The organism is Martinezella dioscoreae (genome assembly GCF_009176305.1).
Classification (GTDB): Bacteria; Pseudomonadota; Alphaproteobacteria; order Rhizobiales; family Rhizobiaceae; genus Rhizobium; species Rhizobium dioscoreae.
In genome coordinates this window covers 13,090-33,260 of record NZ_BLAJ01000013.1, presented here as the reverse complement: position 1 = coordinate 33,260, position 20,171 = coordinate 13,090, and the positions used below count along the sequence as shown (strand labels likewise).

At 60.0% G+C, this 20,171-nt stretch carries 19 protein-coding genes and 1 riboswitch; of the genes, 10 read left to right on the top strand and 9 right to left on the bottom strand.

Annotated elements, in window-relative coordinates; genetic code table 11:
* Nucleotides 1–56: 56 nt before the first annotated feature.
* The 3 genes from GDN47_RS28275 to oiaX form a co-directional block, all read right to left on the bottom strand.
* On the bottom strand, nt 57–884 hold the full coding sequence (locus GDN47_RS28275) for a phosphogluconate dehydrogenase C-terminal domain-containing protein (protein ID WP_152094712.1): 828 nt from the start codon (nt 882–884) through the stop codon (nt 57–59).
* 90 nt (nt 885–974) lie between these two features.
* Nucleotides 975–2,309 (bottom strand): four-carbon acid sugar kinase family protein, encoded by a 1,335-nt coding sequence (locus GDN47_RS28270; RefSeq protein WP_152094711.1) that lies wholly within the window; start codon nt 2,307–2,309, stop codon nt 975–977.
* A gap of 5 nt (nt 2,310–2,314) precedes the next feature.
* On the bottom strand, nt 2,315–3,574 hold the full coding sequence (gene oiaX / locus GDN47_RS28265) for a 3-oxo-isoapionate-4-phosphate decarboxylase OiaX (protein ID WP_113332703.1): 1,260 nt from the start codon (nt 3,572–3,574) through the stop codon (nt 2,315–2,317).
* Between the two features lie 186 nt (nt 3,575–3,760).
* Between oiaX and GDN47_RS28260 the strand changes: the two genes are divergently transcribed.
* From GDN47_RS28260 to GDN47_RS28250, 3 genes are all read left to right on the top strand, one after another.
* Nucleotides 3,761–4,465: a transcriptional regulator NanR gene (locus tag GDN47_RS28260; protein ID WP_069615499.1), complete on the top strand. Its 705-nt coding sequence runs from the start codon at nt 3,761–3,763 to the stop codon at nt 4,463–4,465.
* A 104-nt stretch (nt 4,466–4,569) separates the two neighbouring features.
* A complete protein-coding gene (locus tag GDN47_RS28255) occupies nt 4,570–4,782 on the top strand; it encodes a hypothetical protein (RefSeq protein ID WP_152094710.1) in 213 nt (70 codons plus the stop codon).
* A 201-nt stretch (nt 4,783–4,983) separates the two neighbouring features.
* Nucleotides 4,984–5,856, top strand: a complete 873-nt coding sequence (locus tag GDN47_RS28250; protein WP_113351128.1) for an undecaprenyl-diphosphate phosphatase — start codon at nt 4,984–4,986, stop codon at nt 5,854–5,856.
* 79 nt (nt 5,857–5,935) lie between these two features.
* Here GDN47_RS28250 and GDN47_RS28245 read toward each other — a convergent pair whose 3' ends face one another.
* The 4 genes from GDN47_RS28245 to thiM are packed head-to-tail and all read right to left on the bottom strand — an operon-like array spanning nt 5,936 to nt 8,950.
* Nucleotides 5,936–6,700 (bottom strand): 3-oxoacyl-ACP reductase, encoded by a 765-nt coding sequence (locus GDN47_RS28245; protein WP_113351129.1) that lies wholly within the window; start codon nt 6,698–6,700, stop codon nt 5,936–5,938.
* A complete protein-coding gene (gene thiD / locus GDN47_RS28240) occupies nt 6,697–7,518 on the bottom strand; it encodes a bifunctional hydroxymethylpyrimidine kinase/phosphomethylpyrimidine kinase (protein WP_152094709.1) in 822 nt (273 codons plus the stop codon). Before thiD ends, GDN47_RS28245 begins: the two co-directional genes overlap by 4 nt.
* A complete protein-coding gene (gene thiE, locus GDN47_RS28235; RefSeq protein WP_152094708.1) occupies nt 7,515–8,150 on the bottom strand; it encodes a thiamine phosphate synthase in 636 nt (211 codons plus the stop codon). Before thiE ends, thiD begins: the two co-directional genes overlap by 4 nt.
* Entirely contained in the window at nt 8,147–8,950 is an 804-nt protein-coding gene (thiM, locus tag GDN47_RS28230) for a hydroxyethylthiazole kinase (RefSeq protein ID WP_152094707.1), read from the bottom strand. The genes thiE and thiM overlap by 4 nt, the downstream gene beginning before the upstream one ends.
* A gap of 51 nt (nt 8,951–9,001) precedes the next feature.
* A riboswitch (TPP riboswitch) is annotated at nt 9,002–9,098 on the bottom strand.
* Between the two features lie 228 nt (nt 9,099–9,326).
* Here thiM and GDN47_RS28225 point away from each other — a divergent pair.
* From GDN47_RS28225 to GDN47_RS28215, 3 genes are all read left to right on the top strand, one after another.
* The gene (locus GDN47_RS28225; RefSeq protein WP_015342994.1) at nt 9,327–9,473 is read left to right on the top strand and encodes a DUF1127 domain-containing protein; all 147 of its coding nucleotides are present in this window, start codon (nt 9,327–9,329) and stop codon (nt 9,471–9,473) included.
* A 564-nt stretch (nt 9,474–10,037) separates the two neighbouring features.
* A complete protein-coding gene (gene yghU / locus GDN47_RS28220) occupies nt 10,038–10,913 on the top strand; it encodes a glutathione-dependent disulfide-bond oxidoreductase (protein WP_113351133.1) in 876 nt (291 codons plus the stop codon).
* Nucleotides 10,914–11,126: 213 nt separating this feature from the next.
* Nucleotides 11,127–12,737: a hypothetical protein gene (locus GDN47_RS28215; protein ID WP_152094706.1), complete on the top strand. Its 1,611-nt coding sequence runs from the start codon at nt 11,127–11,129 to the stop codon at nt 12,735–12,737.
* Nucleotides 12,738–12,789: 52 nt separating this feature from the next.
* On the opposite strand, the gene GDN47_RS28210 is transcribed toward GDN47_RS28215, so the two are convergent.
* A complete protein-coding gene (locus tag GDN47_RS28210; protein WP_152094705.1) occupies nt 12,790–14,166 on the bottom strand; it encodes a sigma-54-dependent transcriptional regulator in 1,377 nt (458 codons plus the stop codon).
* Nucleotides 14,163–16,040, bottom strand: coding sequence for a sensor histidine kinase (locus tag GDN47_RS28205; protein WP_113332694.1), 1,878 nt, complete (start codon nt 16,038–16,040; stop codon nt 14,163–14,165). Before GDN47_RS28205 ends, GDN47_RS28210 begins: the two co-directional genes overlap by 4 nt.
* Nucleotides 16,041–16,259: 219 nt before the next feature.
* On the opposite strand from GDN47_RS28205, the gene GDN47_RS28200 reads away from it, so the two are divergent.
* The 4 genes from GDN47_RS28200 (at nt 16,260) to GDN47_RS32475 (ending at nt 20,037) form a co-directional block, all read left to right on the top strand.
* Nucleotides 16,260–17,588: a dicarboxylate/amino acid:cation symporter gene (locus GDN47_RS28200; RefSeq protein ID WP_113351137.1), complete on the top strand. Its 1,329-nt coding sequence runs from the start codon at nt 16,260–16,262 to the stop codon at nt 17,586–17,588.
* A 295-nt stretch (nt 17,589–17,883) separates the two neighbouring features.
* Nucleotides 17,884–18,417, top strand: coding sequence for an NUDIX hydrolase (locus tag GDN47_RS28195; RefSeq protein ID WP_152094704.1), 534 nt, complete (start codon nt 17,884–17,886; stop codon nt 18,415–18,417).
* Nucleotides 18,418–18,723: 306 nt separating this feature from the next.
* On the top strand, nt 18,724–18,969 hold the full coding sequence (locus tag GDN47_RS28190) for a helix-turn-helix domain-containing protein (protein WP_113332692.1): 246 nt from the start codon (nt 18,724–18,726) through the stop codon (nt 18,967–18,969).
* A gap of 516 nt (nt 18,970–19,485) precedes the next feature.
* Nucleotides 19,486–20,037 carry a DUF982 domain-containing protein gene (locus GDN47_RS32475; RefSeq protein WP_233790167.1) on the top strand — a complete coding sequence of 184 codons (552 nt, stop codon included), beginning with the start codon at nt 19,486–19,488 and terminating at the stop codon, nt 20,035–20,037.
* Nucleotides 20,038–20,171 lie beyond the last annotated feature (134 nt).

Below are 20,171 nucleotides of genomic sequence, written 5' to 3'. Positions count from 1 at the left end.
GCCCTGTTCCCGGCAGGGCAGCAAGGGGAGGGCATTGCCCTCCCGGGGGACGTCGATCAGGTGATGCGACGGATGCTTTCTGCGATCTCCTGCGGCTCGAAAACCTTCTTCCAGTCGTCGCGCATGAGGGCAGGAATGCCGAATTCGATCGCCTTGTTGCAGGCGTCGGAGAACACGCCGTCGACTTCCTTGAAGATGACCGCGCCGAGCACGTTCATGTGGCCGAGCAGGAAGTCGCGGGCGGCTTCCGCCGGAACGCCGCGGGCGACGCACTCATCCATAGCCTGACGCATGACGACGAGCAGCGAGGCGCAGACCGTTTCTGAAAGGCCCGGCTCCAGCATCGCCATCTGCTCGACGGTGACCCGGTGCGAACGCATGACCGGCGCCCAGATGACCTTGGCGATTTCCTCGCCGAGCGCATAGGCGCTTTCCGGACCTTGCATCAGTGCCGAAACGATATGCTGCTTGGCAAAGAGGCCGCCGAAATGGTCCTTCTTGGCCTGCATGTCGGTCTCGTCGTTGAAAATCGGCGGATGGCAGGGATGAGTGACGAAATAGGTGAGGTCCTCGCGCTGCGGCAGATGGCCTGCAAAGGGGGCGGCGGCGTCGAGCGCGACAACCATCGTGTCGGGCTTCAGCTTATCGACGATGCCGGCGGCAACCTTGTCGATCGCGGTATCCGGTACTGCTAGGATCACGACGTCTGCGCCGTCCAGTGCGGCATCGACGGAGACGCAATCGATGGAAAGGTCATCCTTCAGGCGGGCCTTGCCGGCATCGCTGACCTCGACATGGCGCACATCGAAGCGCGAGCCTTTCAGGTTCTTGGCGAGCCGGTAGCCCATTTTGCCGCCGGCGCCGAAAAGAGCAATTGCAGTCATCTTAGTACCTCGTTCACTTTCAATGTGTGGTATCGCAAGTGGTATGATGAGTCAATGAGTATGCCAACATCATGCCGAATAATGCCGCAGCTATGATCCCCTCCCGTCGCGGATCTGCGCGAAGTAATCGTCGGTGCCGACCTGCCCGCCTTTCAGCGCGATCTGCAGGCCGTTGGTGGACGCGTGGCTGCCATGCGCGGTGCAAAGCGGCGAGCCCGGTGTCTGCGGCAATGGCAAGAGCGTCGTCAGGGCCTCGACGCGCAATTCCCTAAGCGCGTGGCTCGACGTGTCACCGCCGGCAATGACGGCGCGGCCGAGGTTTTCCTGCTCGATCAGACGTCGCAGGATCGTGCCGAGAACCTGGCCGAGACGATGCCGGGCGCCGGGAATGCGATCGATATCGCCGCCGCGGTCGGCGGATGGGCCGAGAGCCGTATGAAGAATGACGCTGCGTCCGGCCTTGAGGCTGGCCACGCCCGCGGTGACCGCGGCGTCCAACGCCTGCTCGCCATTTTCGCCGAGAAGAGCCAAGGGATCGAGATCGATGCCGTCAAAACCGCCGGCTGTGGCACGCCGGATTTGCCGTTCGGTCGTCGGCGATACGCTGCCGGAGACGACCGCGAGGCGGTCGACCTTGCCGGGAGGAGCAAACTCCGGCTTTTCTCCGATCAAACCTTCGTTGCGCCAGGCATTGAGAAGGGCATATTCGACACCGGACGAGCCTGCGACAAAAGCATTGCCTTTGCCTGCAAGGCGCCACAGCTGATGTCCTGCGGCAGCCTGGGTTTCCGGACCGTCGACATCAAGCAGCAGGACACCCTCCTTGCCTCTCGCCAGAGCATCGAGCCGCGCATCGGCATCGGCTGCCTGGATCGTGATGAGATCGGCGAGGCTGACGGGGAGGGACGTCTGCCTGCTCAGATGCAAGGTGAGATCGGCCTCATCCATTGGCGTAACGGGATGCCGGCTCATGACCGGATGCCGGTCGATGCGAAAGACTTCGCCTTGGTAGGCCGCGAAAAGGTGGCCGAAAGCGGTGTAGCGTTTCAGCTGCGGCGCTCCGACCACAACGGGCACGACGGGTTGTGCAAAGAGCGCTTTGCCGATCTCGATCGCCTTGCCGATGTTGCCGATGACGGGACTGGAATCGAAGGTCGAGCAGACCTTGTAATGGCATATCGCGGCATCGAGGCTCTTTAGCCATTCGATTGCAGGCGTCAGATGCTCATCCATCCATTGCGGCGTTTCGCTGCGGCTGGTGCCGGCAATGCCGATGGCGCGGCAATCCTTGAACCGCTCCAGCATGGCTTCACCTGGAATGCCGAGGAAGAGAGCCGTCGGCACGCCATTTGAGGCAAGCGCCTCCATGACGTCGGTGGAGCCGGTGAAATCGTCGCCGTAATAGCTGAGAAGAAGGTTGGACATTGCTGTTAGGCGTCCTTGCCGTCACTGAATTTTGCGATTGAGGCGGCAAGCTCCGGATGATCCCTCGCATAGTCGGCAAGCGGTATGTCCGAAACCGCTGCCTGCCAGGCCTGCTGGATGGCGCGAACGCCGGCCGCCGGTCCGAAGGGATGGCTGACGATGCCGCCGCCGCAGAGATAGAGAAGGTTCGTTGTCCGGCCGGTGCGCTGGTAGGTTTCCGGCGCCTGGCCGCCCCATTGACCGGAGCCGGCGACAGGAAGCGGACAGTCTGTGGGATCGAAGAGCGGCGTACTGATGGCCTTGAAGGATTCGACGAAGCTATCGTCCGGTTCCCAATATTTGACCCTGATGCCGTTGATTTGGAACTGGTCGACACCGAGCAGGCGCCAGAACTGCTGGTACACCTTGAAATCCATGCCGGCGCCGGGATGGCGCGTCAGCACATCCCAACCATTGCGATGCGCATGCAGGACGAGGCTGGAGCGCTTGCGCAGGAAGCTCATGCCGCCGAACCCGATAGAGTTTATGTTGACGACGGCGCAATTGCCGCCGGCCTTCAGCACGAGATCGTGGTTGCGCATCATCTCATCGGGATCGGCATGCGAAATGCCGAAGGCATACATGACCTTCTTGCCCGTCTTCTGCTCGTGATCGAGGATCAGCGGCATGATGGCTTCGACGCGCTCTTTGAGCGGCGAATAGGCCGGGCTCATCAGCTTCTCGTCATCCTTGATGAAATCGACGCCCGAGCCGATCAGCTCGCCGACAAGCGCGGCCGTTTCCTCTGGCCGAAGACCGAGCGCAGGCTTGACGATCGTGCCGATGATCGGGCGACCGCTGACTCCGGTGAGACGCAAGCTGCCGGCAACCCCGAATTGCGGGCCGGGATGCGCATCACGGAAGGCCTCCGGCAGCTTCATATCGACGATGCGGATGCCGGTCATGCCCTTGATCGAGAAGACGCCACCGATCGCGATCGTCATCAGCGCCGCAAGATCGGTGCCGATGGCATCCAGCGGGAAGGCGATGTCGACATCGGCGCAATGGATCGGGCCATGGCCCTCGGCCACCTCCGGCCAGGTGGGGCGATCGGCGTCGACAAGGGGGCGGATCGCTACGACACGGGCGGCCACGCGCGCTTTGAGCTCTTCCGTCTCGCCCGGCACAGCGACGAAGGTGCCTGTCGATTGATCGCTGGCGATCTTACGAGCCATCGCCTCGATGCTGCCGGGCGTTTCGATACGGTAGGTGATGGTGATGGTCATGAGTGGATGAATGCTCCTCTCGCCGACGATTTTTCGCGTGGCGCAAACTGGTGATCTGGTATAATGAGTATTCCAACTTCTGCAACGATTTTTTTGTCCGGTTGCAGATAAGGCGACTCGTATGGGCTTCCGCCATGGCGGCCAAAAATGCATAAGGGAGGAAAAGCTTTGGGAAAGCGGGATTCCATGAGCCAGCCAGTCGAACAAATTGTACGTCGAAAGCTATCCGATGAAGTATTCGACCGATTGGAACGGTTGATCACGTCGGGAGAGCTCAAGCCTGGCGATGAGATGCCGTCCGAGCGTGTTCTCATGGAACGCTTCGGTGTGGGGCGTCCGGCAATCCGCGAAGCCATGCAGGCACTTGCCAATATGGGGCTGGTCAACATTTCCCACGGCGAGCGTGCCAAGGTGCTTCAGTTGACGGCGAAGTCGATCTTCCGGCAGGTCGACCTCACCGCAAAGATCATGTTGTCGCAATCCTCCGATTCGCTCGAACAGCTGAAAAGCGCCCGCATCTTCTTCGAGCGCGGCATGGCCCGCGAGGCGGCCCAGCGCGCGAGCAAGAAAGATGTCGCCGATCTCAATGAGATCATCGAGCGGCAGCGCGCGTCCCTCGGACATGCGGAGGACTTCATTTCTGCCGATATGCAGTTCCACACGCGCATCGCTCAGATTTCTGGCAATCCGATCTTCGCGGCTGTCAGCGAAGCGATGCTCGCATGGCTGAAAGCCTATCACACCGACATGCTGATCTGGACCGGCAAGGAAAAGTTCACCCTGGTCGAACATGAGGAAATCCTTGCGCGCCTGGCTGAAAACGATGCAGATGGCGCCGAGCAGGCAATGCTCAAGCATCTGGAAAGATCGCGCGCGCTCTACACAAAATGAACATCCGTTCTCGCCCCCGCACCGGCACGGCGCCTGGATGCCCCCTGTCGTAATTCCTCCCAAATCCCTATGGAATCTATTGGTATTCAAATGAGGTGTGCGTGATGATTGATTTCTTTCAGCGAAACATGGCGCTTTTCCTGGCCGCTCTGATGACAGCAGTGGCCGTAACACTTTACAATCTAAGCTGCCTTCTGCTCAGGCATCATCATGCGCTGCTGCACAATCTGCATCATGCGGCAGGCGCCCTAATCCTCCTTGCAGGCTTCTACACCATGATCCGCTACATGCAGGCGCTGCCGGATGATGAAGGCTAGAAATACGCCAAACCCCGAAATTCGAGCCGGCAATTTCAGATAGAGTTCAGCCTGCGCGGCTATATCCTCGCCCTGTCCCGATGCGAAATCGGCGACGCCCTAACTAGGTGTTGCCAATTTCAAACCGGGAACCAGTTTCACAGCTAGTTCGTCGCACCACTCCGGTGCAAAGCCCCCATGAACAACTGAGGATATCAAAACGTGGCTGATGTTTGTACGCAAGGCGTGGATACGGGCTTTGTTGCCCTAGGCTATGCCAAGATTGCAATTCTGGGCATCGTGCAGGGATTGACCGAGCTGCTGCCGGTTTCGTCCACTGCCCATATGCGCCTGGTGCCGGCCTTGCTTGGCTGGCAGGACCCCGGTTCTGCCTTCTCGGCTACGATGCAGCTAGCAGCACTCGCCGCGATCGTCTCCTATTTCTGGAGCGACGTTCGTTACGTCACATTTGGGTCGCTCGATGCCATCAGGCAAAGGGACTGGAGTTCTCCCTCCATACGGCTTGCGATCGCCATCGTGATCGCGACCGTACCGATCGTGATCGCCGGTCTGCTGCTGTCATCCTCCCTGAATGCCTGTGGCACCTCTCTCCGCAGCCTTTGGGTGATCGGTATCGCCTGCCTGGTCATGGGCTTGTTGCTGGCGATCGCCGAACTCTACAGCCGCCATCGGAAAGACATTGAGCAGATGACGCTGATCGATGCTCTGTTCGTCGGCATCACGCAGGTCGGCGCGCTTGTTCCCGGCGTTTCTCGCTCTGGTTCGACGCTGACCGGCGCGCTCTTCCTCGGATTGAAGCGTGAGGAAGCCGCCCGATTCTCCTTCCTGCTCGGCTTGCCTGCCATTGCGCTCGCCGGCTTGAAGGAACTGTATGAGCTCCATAAGGCGCATATTCCGATGGAAGCCTGGTCGGTTCTGCTCGTCGGCCTGATCGTCGGCAGCATATCGTCGTTTATCACCATCTGGGGGCTGATGCGCTTCCTGGAGCGCTTTTCGACCTGGCCTTTCGTCATCTACCGAATCGTGCTCGGCGCCGTCATTCTTTTTGGCGTACTGACCATGGGCTGGGCCTAAGCAAACTGACTTTTAGCGTGCTGCGGACTTAAAAGGTGGCGCTGCTCTGGAGAGCAGCGCCTTTTTCGTTGCGGAGCGACTATCCGAAGACCAGGCCGCCATCGACGATCAGGTTCTGTCCGGTAACGGCCCGTGCCCAGGGGCTTGCAAAGAAAAGAACCGCATCGGCAACCTCGTGGGGCGTGGTGACGCGGCGCAGCGGCGTATTCGCGGCTATGATGTCGAATACAGCTTCCGGAGTAGCGCCACTTGCATCCGTCGTGCGCAGAAGGCCGCCGGAGACCATGTTGACGGTGATTCCCAGTGGCCCGAGTTCGGCGGCAGCCGTGCGGGTGAGCGACAGCAATGCCGCCTTGGCGGCTGTATAATCGTGATAGGGCACCACGGGGTTTTGGAAGAGATTGGTACCGATCGTAACAATCCGTCCAAAGCCTGCCTGCGCCATCGCCGGCCGCGCCGCTTGTATGAGGTTCAAGGCGCCCTCCAGCGCGGTTTCCAGCTGCCTGGTCATCTCGGCCCAGCTCAAGGCATCCAGCTTCGAACGTGCGTCACCGTTGAAGCTGAAATCAGCCAATGCATTGTGGACGATGGTCGTCGGTACGCCGAAATGCCCGGTCACCTCGAAGACGAGCCGCTTGGTGTCGTCGAGGTCGCGAATATCGGCTTGAAAGGCCTTGGCATGATCGCCGAGCTTTGCTGCGAGCGCCTCCGCGCTCTCGCGGCTGGCGCGATAGTTGACCGCCACTTTCGCACCTTCCCGGGCGAAGGCCGTCGCTATCGCAGCACCAAGGCCGCGTCCCGCACCGGAAACGATGACAATCTGATCTTTGAGTGAGAGGCTCATTTCTCTGCTCCTTGTCTGTTTGGCCAGAGCGCATGGAAATGCTGCACAGGCCCGTGGCCGCTTCCGACGGAAAGCTGGCCTGCGGCAGCAACCGCGGTGGCGAGATAGGTCTTGCCGACGGCGACAGCTTCGGGAAGCGACAGGCCCTTGGCGATCTCTGCCGCGATAGCGCTGGAGAGCGTGCAGCCTGTTCCATGCGTATTCTTGGTCGGCAGCCGCTCGGCCTCGAACCAGGTTATATGATCGCCGCTTGCGAGCACATCCGGGCTTTCATCCCCTTCGAGATGACCACCCTTGACGAGGACTGCCGAAGGCCCGAGCATGGCCAAAGCAAGCGCCTGACGCGCCATGTCTTCGCGGCTTTTCGCCTCCACGTCATGCAACAGCGCAGCAGCTTCGGGCAGGTTCGGTGTAACGACGGTAGCCAGCGGCAGCAGCCGCGTGGTCAGCACGTCAACGGCATCGGCAGCCAGTAGGGCGGCGCCACCCTTGGCGATCATGACCGGGTCGAGGACGACGGGTACATCGCGATGTCGCGCCAGAATGTCCGCGACGGCACTGGCGATGGCGGCATTGGCGATCATGCCGATCTTGACGGCATCCACATGGACGTCGGCAAAGATCGCATTGATCTGGTCTGCCACGAAATGTGGAGGCACCGGATGGACGCCGGTGACGCCTTGCGTGTTTTGCGCGGTCAAGGCAGTCAGCGCTGCCATTCCATAAACGCCGCGGGCGGAGAAAGCCTTCAGGTCGGCTTGAATGCCAGCGCCGCCGGAGGGATCGGAGCCAGCGATAGATAAGACATTGCGGATCATTGGCGAGCCTCCTTGATGGCGTTCGCGATGACAGTTGTCGCAGCTTGCGGGTCCGGTTGGCCGCATATGGCCGAGACGACCGCGAGACCATCGGCTCCGGCCGAGTAAACGCTTGCGGCATGCTCTGCCTTGAGGCCGCCGATCGCGACTGATGGAACGGGGCATAGCCTGACGATGCGGGCAAGCCCGTCGAAGCCGATCGGCTGCTTGTGATCGAGCTTGGTGGGCGTGGCAAAGACCGGGCCGATCCCGGCATAGTCGACGATGCCGGGATCTATGGAGGAAGCGAGAGCTTCCGTTTCCACCGAGAGGCCGAGGATCATGTCCGGCCCGATCAGGCGGCGTGCTTCGGCGGCATTCATATCCTCCTGTCCGATGTGGAGGCCATCGGCGCCAATGGCGATGGCAGCCTCGACATTGTCGTTGACGATCAGCCGGACATTTGTTCCGTGCAGGATTTGCTTGAGGGCGCGGCCCGTCTCGATCATGGCGGCTGTCGGTGCATGCTTGTCGCGCAGCTGTACGATGGTTGCGCCGCCGGCAATGGCTGCACGGGTGGTTTCAATCATGCCGAGGTTGGCACACAGCACCGGGTCGAGGACGAGATAGAGCGAGAGATCGAAGTCTTTCATGCCGCCGATATTCCTGCATTGCGATCCAGCACTTCCGGGCTAAGGCCGGCGAGGGCGTCGAGGAAGCGCCAGGAAAAGGAGCCTGGCCCGTCTGCGGCCGCTCCGGCTTGTTCGCCGGCGACAGCGAAGACCGCGAGCGCCGCAACGGTGGCATCGAATGGATCATCCGGCATTGCTGCGGCAAAGGCGCCGACGAGGCAGGTCAGCGAGCAGCCGAGGGCCGTCACCTGCGGCATGAATGACGAACCGCCGGCGATGCGCTTTGCCCTCCGCCCGTCGGTCACGAAATCCGTAACGCCGGTAACTGCAACGACGCAGCCATGCTTTCCTGCCAATTGCCGGGCGGAATCTTCCGCGTGTTCGACGGCGTCGCGGCTATCGACGCCCTGGCCGCGGCTCGTGCCGCCGGCAAGCGCGATGATCTCGGACGCGTTGCCGCGAACAATCGCTGGCCGCAGCTCCAGCAATTGGGCTACCGCCTTGCGACGAAACTCTGTCGCATAATGGGCGACGGGATCGAGGACCCAGGGCTTGCCCGCCTCGTTTGCCGACCGGGCAGCCTTCAGCATGCCCGCAAGCCAGCCGGACGAGAGCGTGCCGATATTGATCGTCAGCGCGCCGGAGATAGCGGCAAACTCGCCGGCCTCCTCTTCGGCATGTACCATTGCCGGCGATGCCCCGGCGGCAAGCATCACATTGGCCGCGATATTCATGGCGACGAAATTGGTGATGCATTGCACCAGCGGAGGGTTAGCCCGCATGGTGCGAAGCAAATTGCCTGCAGTTGTCTGGTCTTGCATATCGCCCCTTTCAGGCGGGCGAGACGCACAGGGACGACGTGCTGGTGCTTTACGAGGTCCCGAGCGACTCCCTCCGCCAGCATGATCTGGTTCAGGTTCGAAGGGTGCTTCTCAGCCCGCCGGATGGCGGACGCCCCTGTCTCTCATCTCTCTTCTTTTCGCAGACAAAGACGGCGCTGTCACCAGCAAATCACAAAAGCCATGCTGGCGAGTGAGATTGCCTGCTTTCTCGGCGACCCATGCAATGGATGCATAGGTGGAGTGATCCCTTAGCTCTGCAAAAACCTGTGGGCTTCGACTATATGTTTCTCATCGAAGCGACGGGAGCGCCAAGCACGGCCGCTCAGCTTCGAAAGCCCAAGGAAAGGGGATCATCATGAACGTAGCACGCTCTTTCAATAACTGGCGCAAGTATCGTCAGACGGTCGCCGAACTGGGCCGTATGTCCACGCGCGAACTGCATGATCTGGGTATCGATCGCGGCGAAATCCGCAACGTTGCCCGCGCAGCGATCGCTCGCTAACGGCCGCACCGGCTCCTAATAAAGCTGAATTATGTCAGCGCCTGTTCCCCTTGAGCAGGCGCTTTTGCTTTATGAATATCACCGTTCCTTTTCGCCGCGCTTGCTGAAGATTGCATCAATTTAGCTCTCTGCTTTTCGCATGGCGCATAACTGCCTTGCAAAGAAATGCCTATGAACTGAGCAAAAGACTGGTATGTTCTTCTTATCGAAGGGATGCATCTCCTCCCGCATCCCTTCGCTTCGCAGACGTCCTTATCCTCCTCCCAGGGACGGCTGCAGGAATAGCGGAACTCCTCCTCCCATCCGCTGTTCGGTTCTTGTAAAAAGCCTGCCGCTCCTCCTCCCGCGGCAGGCTTTTTCGTTTCATGGACCTCCAGAAGATTTGGCAATGACCTAACTCGGTCGAGAAGCTGGCGCTCCAACCCAAGCGGCAAGAGCGCTTCCGCATTAAAGTGTGCGCATTCTCCTCTCGCAAAAATGAAGAGTCGCCCCTATGTGCGACCTATGTAGCGCGCTACATCGAAGACCAACCCCAACGTGATTCCCCGAAACAGGAGGATGCCCATGACCGGTTCTGCCGAATATACGCCGCCGAAAATCTGGACCTGGAACAAGGCCAATGGCGGCCAGTTCGCCAATATCAATCGCCCGATTGCCGGCCCGACTCACGAGAAAGAACTGCCGGTGGGACGTCATCCCCTTCAGCTCTATTCGCTTGGAACGCCGAATGGCGTGAAGGTCACCATTATGCTCGAAGAGCTGCTGGCACTTGGTCACAGCGGCGCGGAATATGATGCCTGGCTGATCAAGATCGGCGAGGGCGATCAGTTCGGCAGCGGTTTCGTCGATGTCAATCCGAACTCGAAGATCCCGGCTTTGCTCGACCGCAGCGGTCCGAAGCCGGTCCGCGTTTTCGAATCGGCCTCGATTTTGATGTATCTCGCCGAGAAATTCGGCGCCTTCCTGCCTACCGAGCAGCCGGCTCGGGCCGAATGCATCTCCTGGCTGTTCTGGCAGATGGGCAGCGCGCCCTATCTCGGTGGCGGCTTCGGCCATTTCTACGCCTATGCGCCGACGAAGATCGAATATGCGATCGACCGTTTTGCCATGGAGGTGAAGCGTCAGCTCGATGTCCTCGATCGTCGCCTGGCTGAAAGCGAATATATCGCCGGCAGTGACTACACGATTGCCGATATTGCCATCTGGCCGTGGTACGGCGGCTTGGTCAAAGGCTGGCAATATGGCGCGGCCGAGTTCCTGCAGGTGCAGGATTACAAGAATGTTCAGCGCTGGGCAGAGCAAATCTACGCGCGTCCTACCGTCAAGCGCGGCCGCATGGTCAACCGCATGTCGGGCGATCCGTCCGAGCAGCTGCGTGAGCGCCACGATGCGAGCGACTTCGAGACGAAGACGCAGGATAAGCTGGAAGCCGCTGGCTGATACGACAATTCCCTTTTGCTGAAATGAGCTCGCGGTCCTCCGGATCGCGAGCTTTTTATTGCTCTTGCCACCGGCGTTGCTGGTCTCGACAAGTCAGCCTCGCTCCACCTTACGAGGCGTAATGTTCCGCTGCCGAGGGTCCGCCGCTCGGCATAGAACGCGGAGCGATCCTGCGAAGCGTTTTCGACTTCGGCGAAAGAGGAATGCTTCTCCATGCAGCAAATTGCTGACGACTGTACCCTGGATGAGAACGTGACCGCGGGTGCGTCGTCGCAACAGCGAGGCGAGGCGAGGGGCGCGCTTCTGAAACATCTGGTGTCGGGCGGCGACGAACGGCTGGATTGCGATCCGGTCAACGGGCTCAACATGTATGGCTATGGCCCCTCGCCCCGGCCCGAAGATCTCGCTTTCGGTTCATCGACGGCATCGACCATCTCCGGCGCCGCCTTTGTCGCGGTCGAATCCTATTACGCGGATTTGACGCAGGAGATGGAAACAAGCTCGCCGAAGGCTATCTACGATCGCGAAATCGGGCGCGTGCGTGACTATCTGCTGCGCTTGCTTGGCCTCAGCCAATCGTCGCAGCCGCGGATCGATGCCATCCTGGCCACATCGGGCACTGACATCCATCTTTTTTCGGCCGCGCTGTTGGCGGGCGAGGACGAACGTGCCCTGATGACCATCACGCTGATGGGGAACGAGACAGGCAGCGGCGTCATGACGGCGTCTGCCGGGCGGCATTTCATGAGCCGCGTCAGCAGCGAGCGAGCTGTTGTCAAGGGTGAGGAATTGCGGGCGGGCGACGCGACGCGCAACGCCGCCATTGCTGTGCGCAACAAGGATGGCTCTCTTCGCACCGAGAGCGAGGTGGAGGAGGAGTTGCGCGGCCTCATCGAACTTGCCCGCGCAGCCGGCCTCAGATGCCTGCTTGTGGTCACGGACGTTTCGAAAACCAGCCTGCTGGCCCCGGGCCTCGGGACCGTTCTGCGTCTGAAGCAGCGCTTCGGTCCGTTGCTGGATATCATGATCGACGCCTGCCAGTTTCGCCTGTCGGCGGCGACGATCCGCGCATATCTCGCCCATGGCTTCATGGTCGCGCTCACGGGTTCGAAATTCCTTGCCGGACCGATTTTCAGCGGGGCGCTTCTCTGCCCGCCCCAAATGTCGGAACGCTTCAAATCGTGCGCACTGCCGGCGGCCTTGGCAGATTATTGCGGAAAGGCAGAGTGGCCGGAGGGCTGGGCCGCCCGCGATATATTGCCGGAGCGTGCCAATCTCGGCCTGCTGCTGCGCTGGAAAGCCGCGCTGTTCGAGCTCGAACGCCTCGTCGGTATAGCTGAAGATCGTGTGGTCGCGGTCTTGTCCGCTTTTGCCGCGGCAGTCTCTGATCGTCTTGCGAACGATCCGGCTTTTGAGCCTTTGCAGAGCCGGCCATTGGACAGGCGTGAACTGTGGGGCGCATCATCGGCTCTTCGCTGGGACGAGATTCCCTCCATTTTCTCGTTCTACCTGCGCAATTGCACGGATGGCGCGATGCTGACTGCGACGGAAATGGCGGCGGTCTACAAGGCGCTGGCCATCGACGGTGATGGAGTTGCGTCCGTGCGTCTCGGGCAGCCCGTTCGCTGCGCGGATTTTGGTGATGTACCGGCAAGTGCCCTTAGAATTTGTTTGAGCGCGCCGCTGGTCGTGGCTGCTTCCAAGAGCGATGAAGCGCTTGCGACGGTGATCGCGCAAGCGATGCTGGTTCTGGATCGCACCGCCGAGGCAGCGGCTCGACTAAGCGCCGGTTCCAACATCAAGGAGATGCGCCGCAGTGCCTGAAGCACGTGGTGGAAACCCGCTTCAGCTGGCATAGTCCGCTCTTGGCGATGGATCACGAACCTCGGCGCTCGTCCCCGTCAAAACCAGCGAAATCGCCTCTGACGATGCCGTGCCGCTGGAGCTTGTCGTAGAAAGTCTTCCTGGGAATGCCGAGCGCTTCGATGGTGCGGCGCACATCGCCATTGTTCTGCGACAGGGTTTCGCGGATGAGTTCGGCTTCGTAACGTTCTACTCGAACCGGCAAGGGCAAACCTTCGTCCGCCGCCGGTACCTCGTCGGATTTTGCCGTTGTTGCCGATTCGAGGCCGAGCACGAAGCGCTCGGCAAAATGCGAGAGTTCGCGAACGTTGCCCGGCCAGTCGTGCTGCTGCAGATAGCGGCGCACTGCTGTGGATAGGACCGGCACCTCGCGCTTGAAGCGGCCGGCGGCGCGATCGGCAAAATGGCCGAAGAGCAGCGGGATGTCATCGCGCCGTTCACGCAGTGGCGGAATGGAAAGTGTGACGACGTTGAGACGATAATAGAGATCCTCGCGAAAATCGCCGCGTTGGCGAGGATCGGCGAGATCGACCTTCGCCGCCGCCACGACGCGAAGATCGACAGGACGGACTTCGTTGGTGCCGAGCGGCGTTACCTCGCGCATCTCAAGCACGCGCAGCATCTGTACCTGGATCGGCGGTGGCATACTTTCGATCTCGTCGAGAAACAGGGTGCCGGAGCTGGAATATTCGATGCGCCCAACGCGCTTCTTCTGCGCGCCGGTAAAAGCGCCTGGCTCATGGCCGAACAGCTCGCTTTCAATCACGGTTTCGGGCAGGGCACCGCAGTTCAGCGCGACGAAATTACCCTTCGCGCGCCGGCTCCAGCGATGCAGCAGGCTCGCCACCACTTCCTTGCCGCTGCCGGTCTCGCCCGTGACAAGCACATCGACATCCGTATCGGCGATCTGCCGCAGCGTATAGCGCAGCCGCTCGATGGCGGGTGTCTGGCCAATCAGGGGCAGATCGCCTTGCGCCTGCTCCGCCGCTTGCCGCAATGCCCGATTCTCCAGGATGAGCCTTCGTTTCTCAGCCGCGCGTCGCACGCTTTGCACCAGCCGGTCCGTGGCGAAGGGCTTTGCGATGAAATCATAGGCGCCGTCCTGGATCGCCTGCACCGCCATCGGAATATCGCCATGACCCGTCATGAGAATGACCGGCAGATCGGCGTCGAGCGTCTTGATGCGGGCAAAGAGCTGCAGTCCATCCATCTGCGGCATGCGGATATCGGAGACGACAACACCCGCAAAATCGGCGTCGAGAACAAGAAGCGCTTCGGCTGCGGCAGAGAAGGCGGATACTGCGAAACCAGCCAATTCCAGCGTCTGTTTCGTCGCCCTCAACAGATCCTTGTCGTCGTCGATGAGGAAAACGGGGAAACTCTCATTCATGGTGTGGCCTTGCGCAAATGGACGGTGAAGCGTGTGCCGCTGCCATTGCTCTCGACATCGATCCGGCCGCCATAGTCGACGACGATATCTTTTGAAATGACGAGACCAAGGCCGAGACCCTTTTCCTTGGATGTATTGAAAGGGGTAAACAGCGAATCGAGGATCGTCGCTGGAATACCGGGGCCGTTGTCCGAAACTACGACCTCGACCTCATTCGAAGTTTCGCGCACCGACACCTCCACCTTGGCCTGATCGCAGCCTTCCAGAGCTTCAAGAGCATTCTGAAAGAGGTTGATCAGCACTTGTTCCAGTCGGATGCGCGTGCCGACAACACCAAGGCCCGTTGGCGGCAACTCGATCTTAAGCGCATCCAGGCGACCCGCAAAGCGGCTCCTCAGCAGAACCACGGCTCCTTCGATCACGCTTCTGAGGTCGACTGGCTCCGGTGCGGTCCTTCCCTTGCGGGCGAAGGCTTTCAGTTCTTCGGTGATCGTGCCGATACGCTCGGTCAGCGCCGCGATCGCAGAAAGGTTTTCCTTCACCGGCTCTGTCTGCTGCCGATCAAGGAAGACATTGGCATTCTCCGCATAGGCGCGGATTGTCGCGACCGGCTGATTGATTTCATGCGCGACGCCGGCGGCGACCTGACCCAGGATGGCAAGGCGATTGGCTTGCACGAGATCCTGCTGCACGCCTTGCAACTTGGCTTCCGTCGCACGGTGGTCGGCAATTTCCGCCTCCAGCCGGTCGCGGGCCTGGCTGAGATCCTCCGTGCGCTCAAGAACCCGGCGCTCCAGCTCCTCACGCGCGATCCTGTTGACAGCGATCTGCATGGCGGAAACATCGCGGCGACGCAGCAGGAAAGCGGCGAATGCGAGGATCGGCAGAAGGACGGTCAAGGCAAGGAAGCGCGTCTCGCGCACGGACGAGGCGATCGCCTGATCGGTCGGGATCAGGTAGCCAAGCTGCCAGGGTGTTGATGGAACGGCGACCGTCAGCCGCAAATATTCCGCAGCGCTGCTTCCAGGCAAAATGGCGCGCACGATGGTTGCATCCGGGCCGACTTTTTCGGGGTGGCTGACCGGAAGGGGCGAAAGCGGTGCCGCGCCGAACTGCAGGCTTTTTCGAATGGCGTCGGCTTCCTCGCGCGCAAGAGGGGTGGTCGTCATGAAGCGCCATGAGGGCAGGCTGGTGATGAGCACGACACCGCGTTCGTCGGTCACATAAGCGGGGCGGCCGGTCTCGCTCCAGTCGGCCTCCAGCTGATCGAATTCCATCTTCACCACAACGACACCAAGCGCAGAGCCGACATCGCCAACGCGTCGGGAAATGTAGAGGCCGGGACGATTGCTGACCGTGCCGAGCGCGTAATGCTCGGCGGTTCCCGTTTCCATGGCTTTGCGAAAGTAATCGCGGAAAGAATAATCATTGCCGACGAAGCTCAGCGGCTCGCGCCAGTTGCTGGAGGCCATAGCAACGCCGTCCTTGCCGGTGACGTAAAGGACGGATGCGCTGGTGCCGGAGACGAGACTTTCGAGCTTGCGATCCAAGGCGACGACATCGTCGATGTGCTTGTCGGCGAGCGCATCTCGCACCTGCTGGTCGTCGGCCAGCAGCAACGGCAAGGCGCGCGGACGTTCGAGGACCGCGCGCAGCAGGGCAACCTTGAGGTTCGCATCCGTGTGCCCCTGCCTCTGCAGCGTTTCTATTGCCGAGAGCCGTCCATAGAAATTCGCGCCATAAAGGCCAGCCGCAATGATGGCCGCACTTAGAAACGCGAACACGAACCAGACCCGGCGGGAGCGCCGGCCCAGTTGCTCGGGCGTTAGAAATCGTTCGTTGGCCGGGCGCTGCAGCATTGCCGTATTGTGCATGATTTCGCGCGCACCGCAATTCGATCTGTGCGGATAGTCGCACAGATCGATGATCTTGGATCAGTGTCGGAAATTAAAATTTCAACAAAAGCAATATGTTAAAATCAAGGCATGCATCTGGCACAGTCATTGCAGAGAACGACGGAACAGTCGGAGGCTGTTGAATTCTAGTCGTCGCCCGGAGGGCCGAGAGATCGGTTGGGCTTAACGGAGGACATCATGATTGCTCCCATCGCTGCCGCGGAAGCGCGCGCCAAGGTTCCTTTTTACCGGCACCTCTATGTGCAGGTTCTGACCGCCATCGCCGCCGGCATTCTGCTCGGTCACTATTATCCGCAGCTCGGCACATCGTTGCAGCCGCTCGGTGATGCCTTCATCAAGCTGGTGCGCATGGTCATCGCGCCCGTCATCTTTCTAACGGTCACGACCGGCATCGCCGGCATGTCGGACCTGAAGAAATTCGGTCGCGTCGTCGGCAAGTCGTTCATCTACTTCCTGACCTTCTCGACCCTGGCGCTGATCGTCGGTCTTATCGTTGCTAACGTCGTGCAGCCGGGCGCAGGCATGCACATCAATCCGGCGACGCTGGATACCAAGGCCGTCAACAACTATGCGGCGCAGGCCCATGACGCGTCGGTCGTCGGCTTCCTGATGAACATCATTCCGGATACGATCGTTGGCGCTTTCGCCAAGGGCGATATTCTCCAGGTGCTGTTCTTCTCGGTCGTTTTCGGTATTGCGCTTGGCGCTGCCGGCGAACGCGGACGCCCGGTGACGGATTTCCTCCAGGCACTGACCACGCCGATCTTCCGCATGGTTGCCCTGCTGATGAAGTTCGCTCCCATCGGTGCCTTCGGCGCCATGGCCTTCACTATCGGCAAGTATGGTATCGGCACGATCGCCAATCTGGCCTTCCTGATCGGCACCTTTTACGCCACCTCGCTGCTGTTCGTTCTCGTCGTGCTCGGGGCCGTCGCCCGCTATAACGGCTTCTCGATCCTGGCGCTGATCCGCTACATCAAGGAAGAGCTGCTGCTGGTGCTCGGCACCTCGTCGTCTGAAGCCGCATTGCCGGGCCTGATGAACAAGATGGAGCGTGCAGGCTGCAAGCGCTCCGTCGTCGGCCTCGTCATCCCGACGGGCTATTCCTTCAATCTCGACGGCACCAATATTTATATGACGCTGGCAGCATTGTTCATCGCCCAGGCAACTGATACGCCGTTGTCGCTGGGGGATCAGGTCCTGCTGCTGCTGGTGGCAATGCTGAGCTCCAAGGGTGCCGCCGGCATCACCGGTGCGGGCTTCATCACGCTTGCCGCCACCCTTGCCGTCGTGCCTTCGGTTCCGATCGCCGGCATGGCGCTGATCCTCGGCATCGACCGATTCATGTCGGAGTGCCGCGCCTTGACCAATTTCGTCGGCAATGCGGTCGCCACGGTCGTTGTTGCCCGCTGGGAAAACGAACTCGACCAAACCAAGTTTGCCGCCGCCATGGCGGGGCAATTGAGCGAAGAAATCGAGGTGCCTGCCCTGCAGGCAGCCGAATAAACTTCGCATGTCCTCCCAAGGATGAAACGGCCCCTTCGGGGGGCCGTTTTTTCGTTCGGTGCCGTTCGATCACAGTTTCGTGTAGCACTCTCAGATGGCTGATCCTTCCGCATTATCAACAGCCGCCTTCATAAAACTGTCACTGCAGCGGCTCACAGCATCATACGGACAGTTGTGAATTTCGACGAAACCCAAGCGAGCAGGAGAGCAGCGTGTCACAGACGATTTTTGTGAGCGCGAGCCGGCCAGTTTCGAGGGGCGTGTGCGTCGATCGACCGTGTCGCGAGTAGCGCGCATGGCTTTCTCACTTTCAGCGCAGCAAAAAGCCTTGCGACGGTCGGAGAGCTTTCTGTCCGAGCTTGCCGGTCATGCCGACGAGTTGCTGCACGGCCAGGTCCATGAGCAATATGCCGCCATTTGCTACAGGAAGGTGCCCGAAGGCGACGATGCCGAGATGCTCGTCGTCACAAGCCGGGAGAGCGGCCGATGGGTCGTTCCCAAGGGTTGGCCGATCAAGGGCAAGAAGCCGCATGAGGTTGCCGCCATTGAAGCTTATGAAGAAGCCGGCGTGCGCGGGAAGGTGAAGAAAAAGCCCTTTGGCTATTTTACCTATCTGAAGCAGCTTGCCGACGGCAGCCGCGTTCCCTGCATTGTCCAACTGCATCTGCTGGAGGTTGACCAAACGCTCCAGGACTTTCCGGAGCGAGGCCAACGCCGCGTCGAGTGGGTTTCCTTCATCGAGGCAGCCAATCGTGTGCGTGAACCGGAACTCAAGGGGCTCCTGCTTGCGGCCGGGCGGAAGGTGCGCAAGGCAAAAGGCAAGAAATGATCTTCGTTGTTACAGGGTGACGTTCACAGCCGGGCGGGCGGCGGCTGACGTCGCAGGACGGCGTGCAGTGCCGTTCATTCCTCTGTAACCGTGACGTGTTGTCGCTATCACAGAATATTAAATCGCGACATTAGCCGAGAGCCAGGCGATTGGCAGCTATGCGCTTCCGTGCTTGCCCTCGCCGCATTGATGCCTATATTGACGCAGCGTTCGGCCGTGTCTGTTTAGGTCGATATGCCTCATGGCTGCAATAGCTGCCTTCACCCGGCAACGAATTGGCCGGCGGACTTTGGAAGGAGAAATTTCATGTCCATTACTCCGAATAATATCGATAGTTCAAAGGTTTCTACGGTTCCTGATGGTGAGATTGCTGCTGCTGTGCGGCAGGCGCGTGAAGCCATCGGTTACACGATTGACGACCTCTCGGAGACCTGTGGTCTGACCAGTGGGGAGATCACGGAAATCGAGGCTGGTGCCGAGGCCGATCCGGCGAAACTTCGCCGCATTGCGACCGCATTGCAGGTTCCGCCATCGACTTTCTTCATCGTCTGAACAAGCGGCGCACTTCGGTGCGCCTCTTCAATTCAGCGGCTCGCGTTTCGCATTGGCTTTCCATGCCGATCATCGCAATCGAAGAGCGCATCATCTCGCTTTCGCAGGCACATGCGTCTGCAACTGTATGAGCAACGTCTTGTGACGGGCTTGCAATGGTTCCGGCACCGAAAGCTGCCGGAATGGCAGTCGCAGGTGGATTAGGCGACATTTGAAGTTGCCTATGCAGCTATAGATGTAGGTGCGGCTGCTGCATCGAAGAGATGCAGCTTCGATCACAGGACCGTTCGTTGGCCTTTTAAGCGAAAATTTCCATATTTATACATTGAAAATAAGCCAATATCGCCTGGTTTTATGAGTATTTTCGCTTTCTGTTGTCGCGATACTGGTCAAATTCGTTTCAAAGTTTTAATCTATACGGGTCAATTGCGTTTTATTAGTAGTACTTTTGCCGATACAACATATCGCTGCTATGCAGTGGGATGGGTTTGACGGCGTTTATTGGGACAGATCGGCATGGGACGGAATGATAAGAGTTTTGGCGCCGACCTCGATAACGGCGCACAGCTTGTTAATTCGGTCCCTGATGATGTTTTCACTCCTCGAACGAATGTAGATAGCCGCCTGGCCTCGCCGCCGGAGCCGCAGGCGGGAGAGGGGGGGCAGGACCGAACGCCGGCCGAAGAAGACAAGCTCGCAGCCCTGGATAGGATTGCTCGGGATATGACCTTGCTGGCCACACTGGTGACGAGGCGCCGGCATGCAAAATCCGAAAACGCCGCCGATCAAGATCAATCAACCTCATTCGACGCCTCGGATGAACCCGCAGGGCTGGCATTCGCGCCGCTCGGAATTGCAGCGCAGGATGGGGATGAGATTCACTCCATCAATTCGATCGCACAGGCCATCGAATATCTGATGACGAAATGGCCGATACGCTACGGCGATGCGTTTGAAGAAGCACTGCAGGCTTGCGTCGACGGCGTCAAAGGCAGGGTTTCACCCGAACAGGTTCGCTCTGCCTTCCTCAAGGCGGCTGGCGCCGCCCGCATGCGTGTAATTCCCTGAGGCGATTAAAGCCTGTCGGTTTGTTTGAATTGGCAGCCATGCGAACAAGCAGGCGTCTTGGCGCATGCCGGGATAAAAGCAACTGCCTGGCGAGTTGCGCTTATGGCAAGCGAGGAGGCCCGACCGCTGCTTGA